Genomic DNA, 17,731 nt, shown 5'->3' on the forward strand with positions numbered 1-17,731 from the left:
CCCGGAGACACTGCTCGCCCGCGTCCTCGCCGCGCTGCGCGAGCGCCAGGGCGCCCAGGACCTCTCCGACCGGGTGCTCGCCGACGAGATCCGCCGCCGGATCAGGGACTTCCGCGCGATGACCGCCGGCGAGGCCCGCCGCCGGGTCGCCGAACTGCGCGGCCCCGAGCGGATCGCCGAACGCGCCGTCGCCCCCACCGCCGACCTGGTCGACTTCCTCTACGCCGGCCGCGACCAGCTCGCCGAACTGCGCCGCACCGTCCACCCGCTGGCCCGCAAGCTCGCCACCCGGCTGGCCGCCCGGCGCCGCCGCGCCGCGCGTGGCGAGATCGACCTGCGCCGCACCCTGCGCCGCTCGCTGACCACCGGCGGGGTGCCGCTGCGCCCCGCGTACCGGCTGCGCCGCCCGGCCCGCCCCGAGCTGGTGCTGCTGTGCGACGTCTCGGGATCGGTGGCGGGCTTCGCCGACTTCACCATGCTGCTGGTGCAGGCGATGAGCGAACAGTTCGGCAAGGTCCGGGTGTTCGCCTTCGTCAACCGCACCGCCGAGGTCACCGGCCTGCTGCGCGGCGGCGACGACCCGGCGCACCTGGCCGCCCGGATCCTCACCGAGGCGAAAGTGACGGGCTACCACGGCAACAGCGACTACGGCACCGCGCTCGGCGAGTTCGCCGAGCACCACCTGGACGCCGTCGGCCCGCGCACCTGCGTCCTGGTCCTCGGCGACGCCCGCACCAACCATCGCGACCCCAACCCGGACGCGCTGCGCCGGATCGCCGGCCGGGCCCGCCGGGTGTTCTGGCTCAATCCCGAACAGCCCTCGCTCTGGGCGACCGGCGACTCCGCCGCGCTCGCCTACGCGGGCGTGGTGGAGATGCACTCCTGCCGCAACGCCCGCCGGCTCGGCGAGCTGATCGGCCGCCTGCTGCCGGTCTGACGCCGGGCCCCAGGCACCGGGCCGGACACCAGGCACCAGGCACCGCCCCGCGCGGGGCGGTGCCCGCCACCGGCTACTCCGCCAGCTGCGCCAGGAAGTCCAGCAGCGCCTCGGTGACCTCGGCCGGGCGCTCCTGCTGCGTCCAGTGCCCGGTGTCCGGCAGCCGGACGTGCCGGTGCAGCCTCGGCGTCAGGTTCTTCAGCAGGTACTCGACCGCCTCCGGCGCGATCATCGCGTTCACCAGGTCCTGCTCGCCGACCACGTACAGCGCGGGCACGTCGATCGGCCGGCCGGCGAACGCCGTCATCAGCTCGCTGTTCCGGTCGATGTTGCGGTACCAGTTGAGGCCCCCGGTGAAGGCCCGCTCGCCGTGCCGGGCGTAGTCGGCGGTGAACGCGTCGAGGTCCGCGTCGGTGAGCCAGTCCGGCAGCCGGTCCGGCTCCGGGACGGTGTCCAGCAGCGTCTTCCCCTCGGGGACGACCCACGGCCGCGGCTCGCCGCCGGGCTGGAGGCCGCAGAGGATGCGCCGCAGGCTGGACTTCACGTCGGCCGCCAGCTCGGCGTCGGCGCGGCCCGGTTCCTGGAAGTAGATCTGGTAGAAGCCGTCGCCGAAGTTCTCCCGGGCGGCCGACAGGGTGCCGGGCCCGGCCGGCAGCGGCGGCACGCTCAGCCCGGCCACCCCGCGCACCAGGTCCGGCCGCAGCGCCGCGGCGGCCCAGGCCACCGGCGCGCCCCAGTCGTGCCCGACCACGACCGCCCGCTCCTCGCCCAGCGCGCCGATCAGCGCGACCGCGTCGCCGACCAGGTGCAGCAGGGTGTAGGCGTCCACCCGCTCGAGCTGCTCGCTGCGGGCGTACCCGCGCTGGTCCGGCGCGACGACCCGGTAGCCGGCCTCGGCGAGCGGCGCGAACTGGTGCCGCCAGGAGTACCAGCTCTCCGGGAAGCCGTGCAGCAGCAGGACCAGCGGCCCCTCGCCCTGCTCCGCGTAGTGCAGCCGGACGCCGTTCACCTCGGCCTCGCCGTGCTTGATCGCGTCGTTCAACTCACAACTCCCCATCTGGTGAAGACATCCGTTCACCCCGACCCTGCCCGGCCCACCGCCTCCGGAATCCCGTCGGCGGCCGGAGCCGGAAGCAGCCGGAGTCGGAAATCGGCCGGGTCCGAGGCCGCCCCGGAACCTCCCGGGGCGGCCTCGGACCGAGCGGAACCGACGCAGGATCAGTTCACGGTGTAGCTGTACGGGATCGCCGCGAGCACCGAACCGGTGGTGTTCAGGACGTTGTTGGCGGTGGCCACGCCGGTCGGTCCCGACACCAGGTACAGCACCCCCTTGACCGTGCTGCCCTTCGGGCCGGCCGGGGTCAACGTCACCTGGAACGAGCCGGTGGCACCGGGCGCGACGGTCACCGGGGTGGCGGCCGGGGCCGAGGCGTTCACCGCGGCGGCGTACGGGTCACCGGTGCTGGAGGTCAGCGCCGGGTCGAAGGCCAGGGTGTGCGCGGTGGCCGTGAGGGTGGAGGTGCCGGCCGGCGCGCCGCCGGTGCCGAACGGGCCGATCTGCTGGACGAAGGTGGTCCAGTTCCCGGGGACGACCGGCTGCTCGGCGGTGCCGTTGTCGGTCGCGACCGAGATGGCCGAGCCGTCCTGGGCCTTCTTCAGGTCGCCGAACAGGTCCGGCGATCCCGCGGTGGCGCTCAGCTCGATCTGCGCCGGCGTCGAGGACGCCGCCACGGCCTTGAGCCGGTCGGTGCCCGGCGGCACCAGGAAGGACGGCACCGTGGAGCTGAGGGTCAGCGGCAGGGCGACGGTCGCCGAGGAGCCCTGCGGCACCAGCGGCAGGTCCGCCCTGCGGTCCAGCCGGCCGTCGGCCGCGATCCGCTGGGTCGCGACGGTGTTGTTGGTGTAGTCCACCCGCACGGTGACCGGCTTTCCGGCGGCCAGCCCGGTGCGCACGTCGTTCGGCAGCCCGGCCGCCGTGGCCTGGTTCCGGTCGAACGCGACGGTGCCGGTGAAGTCCTGGGCGAGCTCCTGGCCGCTGACCGGGCCGAGCACGTTCAGGACGAACCGCCAGCGGCCGGCGGCTGGCTTGACGGCGGTGGCCGAGACGCCGTCACCGGTGCCGGTCAGCTGGCCCTGGGCGTCGAACAGCCCGTTGCCCTCGATGTCGACCGGGGTGCCGTTCGGGCTGATCAGCGCGCCCTGCATGAGCAGCTTCGCGTCCTTGCCGACGGTCAGGCCGACCCGCAGGTCCTGCCGGCCCTTCGGGACGTCGAAGGCGTACGAGAAGCTCTGCGTCGGCGAGGCGTTGCGGGCGTTGCCACCCGTGATGGTGCCGGTGAAGGTGCCCGTGCCCTGGTTCACCGGAACGAGGCTGCGCAGCACCACCGGGACGCTGGTGGTGCTGCCGTCGGAGCCGGAGACCAGGACGGCCTCGCTGGAGTCGCCGCTGGTGGCCGGGGTGGTGAGCCGGACCTTGAGGGTCTTGGTCTGGCCCGGCTTCAGGTCGGTGGTGCCTGGGCTCACGGTGCCGGCCGGCACCGCGCGCTGGGTGGCGGTGCCCAGCTGGACGGCTCCGCCGTAACCGGCCTGGCCCGCCGGGGTGTAGAGGACCGCCGTCCACTCGCCGGCCACCGGGTGGGGGACGTCCACCAGGCCGAAGTTCGCCGGGGTGGCGCCGCCCTGCGGGCGGGTGTTGGTCTCGAAGCGGCCCGAGGGGTCGAGCAGCGTCATCCGGACCACCGGGCCGTTGGTGACCGGGTTGGGCGCGCCCTGCCAGGCGATCGAGGCCGCGAGGCGGTCGGCGCCGGCCGGCACGGTGAACTTCACCTGCTTCTGCACCCAGTCCGTGCCGTTGGTCGCGTACTTGAAGGTGTCCTTCGAGGACGGGTCCAGCTGGACGGTCTGCCGGTTGCTCGACTGCGGGGCGAAGCCGCGGGTCGTGGCGCTGACCGTCCGGGTGGTGTCACCGGTGTTGGTGACGGTCACGTCGGCGGTGTGGGTCGAGCCGGGGGCGCCGGCGATGTCGACCTGCCCGGTGGTGACCAGGACGGCCTTCGCGCCGTCGGTGCCGTCCCCGCCGGCGTAGCCGCGGGCGGCCTCGACGGCGGCGCGGACGTTCAGCAGGCCCGCGCCCTGCTCCTCGGCCGGGACGCCGAGGTCGGTGGCGGTGCCGGTGAGGAACTTCTTCACCAGCGCCGGGGCCGGCGAGTCGCCGCCGTGGGTGTCGCGGTAGGCCTGGATCACCAGGGCCGCGGCGCCGGTGACGAACGGGGCCGACTGGCTGGTGCCGCCGAACGGCTGGATCGGTGTGGGCTTGCCGTTGTAGCCCGTGCAGTCGGTGTACCTGCTCGGATCCGGCGTGCACAGCGCCCAGTCCGACTCGCCCGGCGCGACCAGGTCGACCGTCCGGCCGGCCTGGGTGAAGCCGCCCGAGGAGAGCGCGGAGATCCGGTTGTCGCTCCAGGTCCCGTTCGAGAACCGGGAGGCCGCGTAACCGGTCTGCTGGTAGTTCTGGTTGTCGGTGGAGGCGCCGACCGCGATCACGTACGGGTCGGTGGCCGGGGTGCCGATCGTGCCGCTGATCCCGGCGTCGCCGGTGGAGACCGCGACGGTGACCCCGGCCTTGGCGGCCTGCTCGTTGAAGAGCGAGATGGTGTCGTGCGCGCCGCTGTCCGGGGTGACGTTGCCGCCGAAGGACTCGTTCAGCACGTCCACGTGGGCGACCCGCACCGCGTAGTCGATCGACTGGAGGATCGAGGAGTTGGCCATCATCTCGCCGCCGGCCTTCAGCGCGACCAGGTCGGCGTCCGGGGCGAGGCCGCGGATGCGGATGGTGCAGCCGGCCGGGAGCGGCTGCGAGGGGTTCACGAACTGGGAGACGTCGTAGACCTGGCGGCCCTGGGCGATGACCGCCGAGGCGTCGCCGAAGGCCTCCGCCGCGCCGGTCGGCGCGTTCCAGCCGTCGCCCGCGAAGTCCTGGAAGTCGACCACGGCGTGCGAGCCGTCGGCCCGGATGAAGTCCGGGTTGTCCGGGTCCAGTCCGTCGGCGATGTAGGCGACCTTGACGCCCTTGCCGGTGGCCAGGTCCTCGACGCCGGGCTTGCCGTTGCCGGTGACGGCCCGGGTCGAGTAGAGGCCCTCGGGCTCCAGCAGCGGCTTGGCCGGGTCGGAGGGGCAGACCGTGTTGGTCGCGTTCTCCTCACCGCCCTGGCTGTTGCCGACCAGCCCGTTGCTGTTCTGACCGTTGCCGTTCTGACCGTTGCTGCCCGAAACGGCCTGCGGGGCGGCGTCGGCCTTGGCCGCCCCGGCCCCGGTACCGGCGGCGTCCTTGGCCGCCTTCGCCTTGCCGGCGCCCGCCGGGGCGACCTGGACCTGGGTGTCCGCCACCACGGCGGAGACCGCCGGGTCCGCCTGGAGCCGGTCCCGCAGCGCGGGGCTGACGGTGGCGGAGAAGGCGTTGCCGACCACGAAGCTCTTGATGTCGGTGCCGCCGGCCGCCCTGACCTGGTTCAGCAGCGGCGCCTGCGCGTCGGCGGTCTTCTGCTGCCGGGCGCCGAGGTGGCCGTGGTCCGCCGGGGCGTCCGCGATCTGGTCCTTCAGGATCACGATCACCGGCACCGGGGCTCCGTCCGCGGACGCCGTCGGGGCGTTCCGCGGTGCGGGGGCCGGAGCCGCGCCCGCGGCCGTCCCGAGGCTCAGGACCATGGACGCGGCGGTGATGGTGACGGCACTTGCTAGCTGGGTTTTCCGCCAGCCGATCATATAAATCCTCTCGTCAGATGACAGCTGACGCATTCCAACGCACCTGAGAGGATCACGACAAGGGGGTAAATCCCCATCAGAAAGTAAAGTTGACCATCAGTCAGTAAAATCCACGAAGGAAATCGGGCCGAATCCGCATCTTTCAGCCGATCGGCCCTTTCCGTGCCCGGCCGCTCCCCCTGGTCGGTACCCGGCCGGCCGGTCAGTACCCGGCCAGCCGCTCCTGGGCGTCCGCCAGGTCCTCGGCGGTGGGCGCGTCGTCCTGGGTCAGCCGGTGGCGCCAGTAGCCGGTGAAGTCGATGGACGCCTTCGGCACCCCGCGCTCCTCGACCAGGTGACGGCGCAGCGCCCGGACGGCTCCCGCCTCGCCGGCCAGCCAGGCGAACGGCCGGCCCGCCGGCAGCCCGGCGGACCGGACGGCGAGGTCGGCGGGCCGGTGCAGCACCTCGTACCGGGCGTACGGGCCGGGGCCGCCGGTGGTGAGCAGTTCGAGGCAGAGGGCGCCGGGGTCGAAGTGGAAGCGGCCGCCCCCGGGGGTGGTGAGGACCAGCCCGTCGTCTCCTTCGGTCATGCGATCAGGGTAGGCGTAACCGGAAATGGGGGTTACTGGGAACGGGGGGCACCGGGAGGGGAGGCCGCGCCCAGGAGGGCCGGCGTCAGGCTCCGGATGTCCCCGCGCAGCTCGCCGGCGGTCAGCGCCGCCCACATCACCCGGCGCCGCGGCTTGCCGCTGGAGGTGACGGCGATCCCGCCGCGCGGCATCTCGACCGCGAGCAGGTCCGCCTCGTGGCCCAGGGCCTCGGCGAGCACCGAGTGGGCGGCCGACTGCCAGCGCGGCTCCGGCTTCTCCAGGACGACCACGCCGGTCGGACGGTCCTCCCGGTGGCCGAGCAGGATCGCCACCCGCCGCTGAGGGATGCCCAGTTCGTGCAGCCGGGCCTCCAGGTTCTCGGCGAACACCATCCGGCCGCGGACCCTGACGCCGTCGCCGATCCGGCCGACGACGAAGAGCTGACCCCCGCTCATGAAGCCCGCGTCGCCGGTGCGCAGCACCCCGCCGCCCAGCACGGTGCCGGAGGCGGTGACGATGTCGTCCCGGTAGCGGGTGCCCACGGTGCCGCCGCTGACCAGCACCTCGCCGACCACCCGGTCCGGCACCTCGTCACCGTGGTCGTCGACCACCCGTACCCGGACGCCGTGCAGCGGCCGCCCGCAGCCGACGTAGCGGCCCGCCTGCTCGCCCTCCAGGTCGACGGTGGTCCAGCCCTCGCCGATCGGCAGGCCGGTGACCGCCAGGGTGGCCTCCGCCCCGCCGTACGCGGGCAGCAGCGCGCGCCGGTCGAAGCCGTACGGGCCGAGCAGCTTCTCGAAGTCCTCCAGCACCTGCGGGTCGATCCGCTCCGCGCCGAGGATCAGCGAGCGGACGGATCCGAAGTCCAGGCCCTCCAGCTGCTCCGGCCGGACCCGGTTCAGGATGTACACCAGGCCGAAGTTGGGCATGGCGGTGAGGGAGAGCTTGTTCTCGCTGAGGCAGCGCAGGTAGCGCAGCGGGGAGCGGAGGAAGTCGTCGGGTTGCAGCATCCAGCCGTCGCAGCCCACGGTGACGAAGCTGACCAGGCAGCCGATCAGGCCCATGTCGTGGTGGACCGGCAGCCAGGAGACACCGGCGTCACCGGGCAGCCACTGGGTCCAGCGGTGGATGGCGTTCACGTCGTTGCGCAGCGCGTCGTGCCCGATCAGGACGCCGCGGGAGCGGCCGCTGGAGCCGGAGGTGAACTGGAGCAGCGCGAACTCGGCCGGGGGGTACGGCTTCGAGGCCGGTCCGACGCCGGCAACGAGTGCGTCGAAGAGCACCGGGGCGGGCAGGCCGAGACCCTCGGTGACGCCGCGCACCAGGGCCAGGGACTCGTCGTCGCAGACGATCACCGCGGGCCGCGCGGTGGTGAACAGGGCCCGTGCGCGCTCGGCGTACGCGCCGCGGCGCTGGAGGGCGAACGGCGGCGCTATCGAGCACGGGGTGCAGCCGGCCGCGATGGCGCCGAAGAACGTCGCCACGAAGCCGGGACTGCACCGCTGGACGACGGCCACCACGTCGCCGTCCCCGGCTCCGGCGGTGCGCAGCGCCTCGGCGGTGCGCAGCACCTGCTCGGCCAGGTCGGCGTAGCTGTGGAAGTCCCAGGAGTCGCCCGGTCCGGCGAAGCGGAGGCCGCGTTCCTCGGGGGCCTCCTCGATCCAGTCCAGCAGGGCCCTGTCGGGGGTGCTCATTGACCGATTCCTCCCAGATCCTCGCGTCATCCGGAGCAAACTGGTGCCGCCCACGCGGAATCCTCCGGTTCCTTCGGGCGGGAGGACAGGAATCCCAGCGGGCAAGTCCGTCGCGGGGGCACCGGGGACCGGCAAGGCAGGTTGCCGGTCGCTTTCCTGGCCGACGCCCGCGACGCGGGCCCGGCGCAGGCCCGGCGTCGGCGGCGACGAACCGGCGGCGAAACCGGCGCGGCATCGGTGCGGCATCGGTGCGGAACCGGGGGAGGCGACCGGCGGGGAGGAGAGCGCACCGGAGCACGAGCAGGGCCCGGAGCCCGCGCAGGGACGGGAGCGCGGGCAGCACGGACGGTACGGGCGTGGGGCCGGCCTCAGGCCGGAATGGCGTTGACGTACTCGCGCATCATCCGGGGCACCCGGTACGCGTACTGGTGGCCGCGGTTCACCTGGACGACGGAGAAGTCGACCAGCTCGGCCAGGACGTCGAGGTTGCGGGAGGGCTCCAGCGCGTCGTCGACCGGCTCCTGCCGGACGTCCTCGATGGAGAAGTCCTCCGGGAAGCGGGAGAACCGTCTGAGCGCCCGGCGCTGCCGTTCGTCGAGCAGCCCGTACGCCCAGGCGAGGCTGCGGTGCAGCGAGCGGTGGTGGGAGAGCCCGCCCACCTCCTCCTGGCCCAGGATCGGCAGCACCCGGCACTCCTCCACCAGGACGCGCAGCGGCACCGAGCGCATCCGGAACGCGGCGTTCTCGATCGCGAGCGCCAGACCGCCGAGGCGCCGGCACAGCTCGACCACCTGGGGCATCTGGTCGCTGAGGTCCAGTGTCGGGACGACCGAGTGCACCCGGCGGCAGAACAGTTCGGCGGCGGGCGGGCAGCCGTACAGGCCGTCCGGCTGGTCGACCGACAGCGGCGACACCTCCCACAGGTCGGCGGGGACGCCGGCGGGTGCCCGCAGCGAGGTGATCACGATGTGCAGCGCGGGGTGCCGCTCCAGCAGCGCCCTGACCTGCCGGGCCACCGTGTCGATGATGTGCTCGGCGTTGTCGACGACCAGCAGCATCTGCATCTCGGGGCTGGTCCGTGGGTCGCGGTCGAAGCTCCGGAACAGGGTGTCGAGCGCGCGCTGGGCCTGGGCCGAGGCGGCTGCCGGGTCGACGCCCTCGGGGGTGACCGAGCCGAGTTCCAGGACGGCGACGCCGTCCCGGAAGCGGTCCAGGAGGTGGGCGGCCGAGTCCAGCGCCAGCCGGGTCTTGCCGACTCCGGCCGGTCCGGTGAGCACCAGCGGCCGGCCGGGGCGCAGGGCGGTCACGACGTGCAGCAGGTCGGCCTGGCGGCCGACGGTGATGTCCGTCTTGGGGCGCAGCCCCTGCCACCGTGCGGTTTCCGGGATCGCGGCGGCCGGGGCCAGCAGGCGGGGTTCGGGCCGTGCGGGCAGCAGCGCGGCGGGGGTGCCGGGCCGTCCGGCCTGGGACATCAGGACGTCGCGGTTGGTCGCCGCGGAGAACAGTGCCCCCACCAGGAGTTCCACGGAACTGCGCCGCGGATTCCTGATGGCACCGGTTTCCAGATTGCGAATGGTCCGGACACTGACATTGGAGTGCTCGGCTAATTGCTCCTGGCTCCAGCCGACCATCTTCCGTTGCGTTACCAACATCGAGCGAAGCTGATTGTTGTCCATTCCCCCGCGCTTCCTGCTGTCGTGAGCAGAATACAAGTCAAGAACAAGTCAAGAACTCGATGCGCCGTTTCGAGGCGCCGGTCACTCCGAAAACGATCGCTCCGGCCGGGCGACCGGTCGGAGCGCAGGCGTGAGCGCTCGTACCGGGCTCGGGCCGCAGTGCGCACGGTTCGCGGTCCGCGCGGGCCGCGACGGGCGTGGGCCGCACGGCGCTCGGGCCGCAGTGGGTCGGTGCCGTGGAATAATGAATCGGGGACGTGGTGACGGTTTGTCGCAGCTGTTCGGCCGCGGTCTTCGGCAGTGCTTTTGCGGTGAGGTGATCGCCGCTCGGGGGCTGCTCGGGCGACGCGCGAACGAGTGTACTACGCGGGTAAATTCCGGGAAGTGGCCGCAGCGTTCTAGGTGCCCCTCCGACACCGGCAACTTCGCGCGGTTTCCGGCAATTCCCGGCCTTTCGACCGGGTGCGTGCGGGCATTTTCGGCCACCGTGGCCCGATTCCGTCGGACGTTCCCGGCCTTGATCGCCGATTGTTCACGGACCCGGCCGTCGGCTGTTCACGGACTCGACCTCCGCCGTTCCCGGGTCGGATCGGCGTCGCCCGACGCGCCGCCGGGCGAGGGACGGCCGGTGTCGCCGGGGCATACTCGTTCATCTGCGAAAACCCGCTGGATGCCTGCGGGAAACCCGGTTGAGCCCACCCACGGCCGAAGGATATGAAGAGGAAATGACAACGCTCAAGGAGCAGCTGCACGAGGACCTCACCGCTGCCATCAGGGACCGGAACGAACTGCACTCGTCCACCATCCGGCTCACGCTGGCCGCCGTCACCAGCGAGGAGGTGGCGGGCAAGCAGAAGCGCGAGCTGTCCGACGCCGAGGTGCTGAAGGTGATCGGTCGCGAGGCGAAGAAGCGCCGGGAGGCGGCCGAGGCCTTCGACACCGCCGGCCGGACGGAGCAGGCGGACCGGGAGCGGGCGGAGGGCGAGGTGCTGGCGACGTACCTGCCCAAGCAGCTCTCCGACGAGGAGCTGGCCGCGATCGTGGCGGCCGCCGTGGCCGAGAGCGGCGCGAGCGGCCCGCAGGCGATGGGTGCCGTCATGAAGCTGGTGAAGCCCAAGGTCGACGGTCTGGCCGAGGGGGGCCGGGTCGCCGCCGCGGTGAAGGCCGCCCTGCTCTGATCCGCCCTGCTCCGGCCCGACCCGGCCGGGGCTGATCCGACCCGCTGCGGCCCGACCCTTCCGGGCCCGCACCGTCCGAGCCCGTCCGGGCCTGACCTGGGCGGTCGGGCCCGCCCCCGGCCCCCGCGAGGCGGCGGCGCACTGGCCTGAATCGAGTGTTCCGGCGCCGTCGTGCGGCATCCGGCCGCCCGTTCCGCCCCCGCCCCCGCCCCCGGCGCCCGGCAACACGCCGAAGGGGCGCCCTCCGCACTGGAGGGCGCCCCTTCGGCATGCTCGTCCACCGAGCGCGGGGAAGCCGGTCAGCCGTTCCCGTTGCCGCCGTGACGGCCGTTCCCGTTCCCGTTGCCGGGCCCGCCGATGCCGGGCGGGAAGGTGAACCCGCCGGGCAGTCCGCCGGGCAGCCCGCCCGGAAGCCCGGTGGTGCCGCCCTGCTGCTGCGGCGGCGGGGGGTTGCCGGCGGGCGGCTGGGCGGCGTTCGGGTCGGCCGGCGCGGTGGTGGCCCCGGGGGGAGTGACCGGCTGCGGGTCCGGGATGTTGGCGGTCTGGATCGGCTCCAGCGGGGTGCCCTTGAGCGCCTGGTTCATCGCCAGCGCCCAGATCGGCCCGGGGCCGGTCGCGCCGAACACGTCGTCGAAGTGCTTACCGCCGATGTTGATGTTCTTCATCTTGACGCCGCCGGCCGGGCCGCCGAGCCAGACCGCGGTGGCCAGCGACGGGGTGTAGCCGTTGAACCAGGCGGCCTTCTTCTCGTCGGTGGTACCGGTCTTGCCGGCGATCTTGCGGCCGTCGTCCATGGTCAGGGCGGCCGCGGTGCCCTTCTCGGTCACGTTCAGCAGGACGGCGTTGAGCGAGTCCGCGGTCTGGTCGGAGAAGGCCTGGCTGCACTGGGCCTGCGGGACCGCGATGTCCTTGCCGTCCACCGTGGTGATCTTGTTGATCGCGACCGGGGTGCAGTACTTGCCGCGGGCGGCGAAGGTCGCGTAGACGTTCGCCATGGTCAGCGGGGAGAGCTCCAGGGTGCCGAGGACCATCGAGGGCACCTCCTGGAAGGCGTCGCCCTTGGCGGACTGGGTGATGCCCAGCTTGTTCGCCATCTGCTTCATCGCGCAGAGGCCGACCTGCTGCTCCATCTGCACGAAGTAGGTGTTGATCGAGCGGGCCATCGCCTCCTTCAGCTGGTACGGCCCGACCTCGTTCTCCTGCTCGTTCTTCACCGTCACCTTGGGCCGGTCGGTGTTCTTCCAGGTGCCCGAGCAGGTGGACATCTGCGGGTACTCGATCTTGTTCTCGGACGGGAACGACTGGGTGTTCGACATGCCCGACTCCAGCGCCGCCGCGGCCAGGATCGGCTTGAAGGTCGAACCGGTCTGGAAGCCGTTGCCGCCGCCCATCGCGGCGTCCACGTTGAGGTTGACGACGGTCTGGTTCTTGTTCGGGTCCAGGCCGTACGGGCGGGTCTGGGCCATCGCCAGGATCTTGCCGGTGCCCGGCTCCATCATGGTGGCGGCCGCCGACACCTGGTCGGTCACGTTGACCTTCGAGGTGACGGCGTTCTGCGCGGCGGCCTGCTTGTCCGGGTCCAGCGTGGTGTAGATGTTCAGGCCGCCGGTGTTCCACACCTTCTTGCGCTCGTCGGCGCTCTTGCCGAACGCCGGGTCCTGCTTGACCACGTGGCGGACGTAGTCGCAGAAGAAGCCCATCCCGGCCTTGGCGGTGATGCAGCCGTTCTGCGGGTCCTTGTACTTCAGACCCAGCGGGGCGGCCTTCGCCTCCTTCGCCTGGTCCGGGGTGATGTGCTTGTTCTCCAGCATCTTGTCGATCACGACGTTGCGGCGCTTGACCGTGTTCTCGGGGTAGCGCACCGGGTCGAAGGACGACGGGTTCTGCACCATGCCGGCCAGCGTGGCGGCCTCGGCGACGGTCAGGTCCTTGTTGCTCTTGCTGAAGTAGCGCTGGGAGGCGGCCTCGACCCCGTAGGCCTGGTGGCCGTAGAAGGTGATGTTGAGGTAGTTGGTGAGGATCTGGTCCTTGCTCAGCTCCTCCTCCAGCTTGATGGCGACCTTGAGCTCCTGGATCTTGCGGCCCAGGGTCTTGCGCTGGGCCTCCAGGACGGCCGCCTGGTCGTCGCCGGCCTTCTCCACGTTGACGTTCTTCACGTACTGCTGGGTCAGCGTCGAGGCGCCCTGGGAGGTGGTGCCGCTCTCGGCGTTCTTGCTGACCGCGCGCAGGATGCCCTTGAGGTCGACGGCGCCGTGCTCGTAGAAGCGGGCGTCCTCGATGTCGACCTGGGCGTACCGCATGAACGGCGACATCTGGTCGGCGGGGATGACCGTGCGGTCGCGCTCGTACACCTTGGCGATCAGGCCGCCCTTGGCGTCGAAGATCTGGGTGGCCTGGGTGAGCGGCGGGGTCTTGAAGTCGTCGGAGACGCTGTCGAAGCTCTCCGCGGTGTCCTTGGCGGTCAGCCCGATGGCGCCGACGGCGGGCAGGGCGAGGCCTGCCAGCAGGAGTCCGGAGAGCACGCTGACGCCCAGGAACTTCACGCCGTTGCCGGCGTGCTCCAGCGCTGATCCGCCGGAGCGGTCGCGCGGAGCTCCGGTGTTGCCTGGGGGCTGGGGTGCCTGGGGGCGCTTCGGTGCCATGGGGAGAACCCTACGTCGCGGAATCCCGCACACCGGGGCAGGTGTTCGCCTAGGCTTGTCACAAGCTTGCGACAGCTTCGGTGCGTCAACATCGTTCACTCGTGTGGGCGAGGAGACTTGCCCGAATTGCCCGCCGATGGCCGGATTTTGAGGCAGCTGTGGCCTGCTGTACCCCTGTGGCCGGTCACACTCCGTGGTGACGTCTGTGGCGAGGGTGAGGGTTCGGCCCTTGGCAAGGTGTACGACCTGCGATCACTCCAACGAGTGAGCTGATCGATACCCATAGTCCGATCGGGTCATGCGAGATTGAGCCCGAAGGGGCTGTTGCAAGCTGTCGTTCTTCCGTAACGTCCTCAACTGGCAACGGTGAACATGCCGTTGCCGCCGTGGGGGAGCCTCGATACGGGAGAGGACGGCGCCGGGATGGGCTGGGTTGACGACTGGAGTGCGCAGGCCGCCTGCCGCACGAGTGATCCGGACGAACTGTTCGTCCAGGGGGCGGCGCAGAACCGCGCGAAGGCGGTGTGCAGCGGTTGTCCCGTACGGACGGAGTGCCTCGCGGACGCCCTGGACAACCGGGTGGAGTTCGGGGTGTGGGGCGGGATGACGGAACGCGAGCGCCGGGCGCTGCTGCGCCGCCGCCCGACCGTCATCTCGTGGCGGAGGCTGCTGGAGACGGCACGCACCGAGTACGAGGAGTCCCTCGCGACCGGCGTGATACTGACGGACTACGCCCAGGCGGGCTGAGCCCGGCCGCACCATGCGGTCCGGGCCGGTCGGCCCCGCGGGCGAGGACTACACCGCGCCGTTGAGCCGGTCCCCGATGGCCCGCAGTCCGTCCAGGTCGTGCACGTCGCCCGGCAGCGCCGGCACCTCCACGATCGGCACGTCCGGGTACACCGAGACGAAGCGGTCGCGGGTACGGCGTTCGCGCCCCACGATCTGCATCCGCTCGGCGTGCAGCCGCAACAGACCTGCCGCGAGCAGCTCCGCCTCGGGTGAGGTGTGCTCCGAGCCGTTCTCCTCCAGGGCCTCGGCGGCCGCCAGTGCCCGCTCCGCGGTGAGCTGCGGCGCGCCCGTGCCGTGCACCCGGTTGAGCACCAGCCCGGCCAGCGGCATCCGGTCCGCGGCCAGCCGGTCCACGAAGTACGCCGCCTCGCGCAGCGCGTCCCGCTCCGGCGCGGCCACCACCAGGAACGCCGTGCCCGGCGCCTTGAGCAACTGGTACGTGCGGTCCGCGCGCTCGCGGAAGCCGCCGAACATCGAGTCCATCGCGCTGACGAAGGTCTGCACGTCGGTGAGCAGCTGGGCGCCGAAGATCTTGCCCAGGGTGCCGGTGAGCAGGCCCATCCCGGCGTTCAGGAACCGCATCGCGCTGCGCCCGCCGACCTTGGCCGGGGCGGTCAGGATCCGGATCACCCGGCCGTCCAGGAAGGACCCGAGCCGGTTGGGCGCGTCCAGGAAGTCCAGCGCCGAGCGGGACGGCGGGGTGTCCACGACGATCAGGTCCCACTCCTCGGCGGCGCGCAGCTGCCCGAGCTTCTCCATCGCCATGTACTCCTGGGTGCCCGCGAAGCCGGCCGACAGGGACTGGTAGAAGGGGTTCTCCATGATCGCCCGGGCCCGCTCGGGCTCGGCGTGGGCCAGCACGACCTCGTCGAAGGTCCGCTTCATGTCCAGCATCATGGCCTGGAGCTCCCCGGTGCCGGTGACCCCCTTGACCACCCGCGGGGTGTTGTCCAGCTCGGTCAGGCCCATCGACTGGGCGAGCCGGCGGGCCGGGTCGATGGTCAGCACCACGACCTTGCGGCCGCGTTCGGCCGCCCGCAGGCCGAGCGCGGCGGCGGTGGTGGTCTTGCCGACGCCGCCGGAGCCGCAGCAGACGATGATCCTGGTCTTCGGGTCGTCGATCAGCCCGTCCACCGCGAGCCGCTGCCCGGTGCTCCGGACCCCGTTGCCTGTCGCGCCGGTGCCGTTGGTGGTCATGCCGCCCCCTGCCGCTTCAGTTCGCCGGCCAGCCGGTACAGCCCGCCGAGGTCCACGCCCTCGCCCAGCAGCGGCAGTTCGTACGTCGGGAGCCGCAGCTGCTGGATGTCGGCGCGCTGCGCGCGCTCCAGCTCGACCCGCTCGGCGTGTTCCCTGGCCTGCTCCAGCAGCGGGTCGAGCAGCGGCTCCACCGCCGCCCTGACCTTCTCCGCGGTGCGCGGGCGGCCGCCCAGCCCGGCCTCCCCGAGCGCCAGGGCGACCTCCTCGCGGTGGTCCCCGTCCACCGCGGCCACCGCCGCCGCGTCCAGCACCGGCGGCCTGACCAGGTTGACCATCACCCCGCCCACCGGGAGCGCCGCCTCGCGCAGCTCCCCGATGCCGTCCACCGTCTCCTGCACCGGCATCTCCTCCAGCAGGGTGACCAGGTGCACCGCGGTCTCCGGCGACTTCAGCACCCGCATCACGGCCTGCGCCTGGGTGTGTATCGGGCCGATCCTGGCCAGCCCCGCGACCTCGGCGTTGACGTTCAGGAACCTGGTCAGCCGCCCGGTCGGCGGGGCGTCCATCACCACCGCGTCGTAGCGCCGCCGGCCGTCCCGCTCCTTGCGCCTGGTCGCCTCGCAGGCCTTGCCGGTGAGCAGGACGTCCCGCACGCCGGGCGCGACGGTGGTGGCGAAGTCGACGAAGCCGACCTTCTGCAGCGCCTTCCCGGCCCGGCCGAGCTTGTAGAACATCTCCAGGTACTCCAGCAGCGCCAGCTCGGTGTCGATCGCCAGCGCGAAGACCTCGCCGGCGCCGGCGTCACCGGCGGGCAGCCCCAGCTGGGTGCGGGAGACCGAGGCGATCCGGCGCTCCTCGTACGGCAGCGCGGCGATCCCGAACAGCTCGGCGATGCCCTGCCGGCCCTCGACCTCGATCAGCAGCACCCGCCCGCCGTCGGCGGCGAGCGCCAGGGCCAGCGCCGCGGCCAGCGTGGTCTTCCCGGTGCCGCCCTTGCCACTGACCACGTGCAGCCGGACGCCCTCCCAGTCGGGGTCGCGCCGGTCCGTCTGGCCGGGGGTGCGTGCCACGCTCCGTCTCCGTCCGTCTCCGTCCTGCGGGCGTTCCCTCCTGCCGAGGGTGCCCCTCGCCAGGGTGCCCTCCCGCGAGGGTAACCAGGGACCGCGCCGGATGCCCGGAGCACCGGGGCCGCCAGGCCTGATCATGCCCTCTTTGTGCCCCACCTCACACGCCTCGCGGCCGGCGGAGCGGATCGCCGCGACGGCTCGTCTAGAGTCTGGCCATGACCAAGTGGGAATACATGACGGCGCCCCTGCTGGTGCACGCCACCAAGCAGATCCTGGACAACTTCGGCGAGGACGGCTGGGAGCTCGTCCAGGTCGTGCCCGGCCCGAACCCGGAGCAGCTGGTGGCCTACTTCAAGCGGGAGAAGAACGCATGAGCAAGGTCGAGGAGAAGCTCGCCGAGCTGGGCCTGACCCTGCCGCCGGTGGCCGCCCCGGTCGCCGCGTACGTGCCGGCCGTGCAGTCCGGCGACCTGGTGTTCACCTCCGGCCAGCTTCCGGTGGTCGGCGGCAAGCTGCCGACGACCGGCAAGGTCGGCGCCGAGGTGTCCCCGGAGGAGGCCAAGGAGCTCGCGCAGATCTGCGCGCTGAACGCCCTGGCCGCCGTGAAGTCGGTGATCGGTGACCTCGACCGGATCGAGCGGGTCGTCAAGGTCGTCGGCTTCGTCGCCGCCGCCCCCGACTTCATCGCCGTCCCGGGTGTCGTCAACGGCGCCAGCGAGCTGCTCGGCGCGGTGCTGGGCGAGGCGGGCGTGCACGCCCGCAGCGCCGTCGGCGTCGCGGTGCTGCCGCTGGACGCCCCGGTCGAGGTCGAGCTCCAGGTGCGGGTCAAGACCGCCTGAACGTGATCGCGGAGGCGGGGCCGGGCCTGTCCGGCCCCGCCTCCGTGTTGCCGGGGTGTGTCCGATCGACCGGTGAGCCTGGCGGGAATTGTCGGACACGCCCTAGCATCCGGGCATGGACCATCGAGCGACGACGCTCCCGATGCCGCCCGGCTGGCCTGCCCGGATCCGGGCGGTCGAATCCGGCGCGGTGACCCCGCCGCTGCCCAGGCCCGCCGCGACCGTCGTGCTGCTGCGCGACACCGCCGAGGGGCCGGAGGCCTACCTGCTGCGCAGGCGCACCTCGATGGCCTTCGCGGCCGGGATGTACGCCTACCCCGGCGGCGGGGTGGACCCGCGGGACGCCGAGGTCGAGCCCCGCTGGGCCGGGCCGGCGCCCGA

12 protein-coding genes and 2 pseudogenes are annotated in these 17,731 nt (G+C 72.5%); 6 read left to right on the top strand and 8 right to left on the bottom strand.

The window, feature by feature from the left end; all coding sequences use genetic code 11:
• Positions 1–937: VWA domain-containing protein (locus tag BU198_RS09635; RefSeq protein ID WP_188296425.1), on the top strand; the 937-nt coding region annotated here is incomplete at its 5' end.
• 73 nt (positions 938–1,010) lie between these two features.
• Here BU198_RS09635 and BU198_RS09640 read toward each other — a convergent pair.
• From BU198_RS09640 to BU198_RS09660, 5 genes and pseudogenes are all read right to left on the bottom strand, one after another.
• Positions 1,011–1,979: an alpha/beta fold hydrolase gene (locus BU198_RS09640; protein ID WP_223244171.1), complete on the bottom strand. Its 969-nt coding sequence runs from the start codon at positions 1,977–1,979 to the stop codon at positions 1,011–1,013.
• Between the two features lie 176 nt (positions 1,980–2,155).
• A complete protein-coding gene (locus BU198_RS09645) occupies positions 2,156–5,554 on the bottom strand; it encodes a S8 family serine peptidase (RefSeq protein ID WP_317620044.1) in 3,399 nt (1,132 codons plus the stop codon).
• A 346-nt stretch (positions 5,555–5,900) separates the two neighbouring features.
• Positions 5,901–6,119: pseudogene (locus BU198_RS44210) on the bottom strand (SIP domain-containing protein); the annotation flags it as partial.
• Positions 6,120–6,301: 182 nt separating this feature from the next.
• Positions 6,302–7,963, bottom strand: coding sequence for an AMP-binding protein (locus tag BU198_RS09655; RefSeq protein WP_188295900.1), 1,662 nt, complete (start codon positions 7,961–7,963; stop codon positions 6,302–6,304).
• A gap of 368 nt (positions 7,964–8,331) precedes the next feature.
• Entirely contained in the window at positions 8,332–9,639 is a 1,308-nt protein-coding gene (locus BU198_RS09660; protein ID WP_188295899.1) for a helix-turn-helix domain-containing protein, read from the bottom strand.
• Positions 9,640–10,364: 725 nt separating this feature from the next.
• Here BU198_RS09660 and BU198_RS09665 point away from each other — a divergent pair.
• Positions 10,365–10,817, top strand: coding sequence for a GatB/YqeY domain-containing protein (locus BU198_RS09665; protein WP_188295898.1), 453 nt, complete (start codon positions 10,365–10,367; stop codon positions 10,815–10,817).
• A gap of 299 nt (positions 10,818–11,116) precedes the next feature.
• On the opposite strand, the gene BU198_RS09670 is transcribed toward BU198_RS09665, so the two are convergent.
• Positions 11,117–13,459: a transglycosylase domain-containing protein gene (locus BU198_RS09670; RefSeq protein WP_188295897.1), complete on the bottom strand. Its 2,343-nt coding sequence runs from the start codon at positions 13,457–13,459 to the stop codon at positions 11,117–11,119.
• 423 nt (positions 13,460–13,882) lie between these two features.
• Between BU198_RS09670 and BU198_RS09675 the strand changes: the two genes are divergently transcribed.
• Positions 13,883–14,206: a WhiB family transcriptional regulator gene (locus tag BU198_RS09675; protein ID WP_030240986.1), complete on the top strand. Its 324-nt coding sequence runs from the start codon at positions 13,883–13,885 to the stop codon at positions 14,204–14,206.
• Positions 14,207–14,254: 48 nt separating this feature from the next.
• Here BU198_RS09675 and BU198_RS09680 read toward each other — a convergent pair whose 3' ends face one another.
• Both BU198_RS09680 and BU198_RS09685 read right to left on the bottom strand, forming a co-directional pair.
• On the bottom strand, positions 14,255–15,445 hold the full coding sequence (locus BU198_RS09680) for an ArsA family ATPase (protein ID WP_188295896.1): 1,191 nt from the start codon (positions 15,443–15,445) through the stop codon (positions 14,255–14,257).
• Positions 15,442–16,515 (bottom strand): ArsA-related P-loop ATPase, encoded by a 1,074-nt coding sequence (locus BU198_RS09685; protein ID WP_188295895.1) that lies wholly within the window; start codon positions 16,513–16,515, stop codon positions 15,442–15,444. The genes BU198_RS09680 and BU198_RS09685 overlap by 4 nt, the downstream gene beginning before the upstream one ends.
• Before the next feature lie 212 nt (positions 16,516–16,727).
• On the opposite strand from BU198_RS09685, the gene BU198_RS09690 reads away from it, so the two are divergent.
• From BU198_RS09690 to BU198_RS09700, 3 genes and pseudogenes are all read left to right on the top strand, one after another.
• A complete protein-coding gene (locus tag BU198_RS09690) occupies positions 16,728–16,886 on the top strand; it encodes a DUF4177 domain-containing protein (RefSeq protein WP_094743074.1) in 159 nt (52 codons plus the stop codon).
• Positions 16,883–17,350 (top strand): RidA family protein, encoded by a 468-nt coding sequence (locus BU198_RS09695; protein ID WP_188295894.1) that lies wholly within the window; start codon positions 16,883–16,885, stop codon positions 17,348–17,350. Before BU198_RS09690 ends, BU198_RS09695 begins: the two co-directional genes overlap by 4 nt.
• A 115-nt stretch (positions 17,351–17,465) precedes the next feature.
• Positions 17,466–17,731, top strand: a pseudogene (locus BU198_RS09700) (hypothetical protein); the annotation flags it as partial.

Source organism: Streptomyces sp. CBMA156 (assembly GCF_014596515.1).
Lineage (GTDB): Bacteria > Actinomycetota > Actinomycetes > Streptomycetales > Streptomycetaceae > Kitasatospora.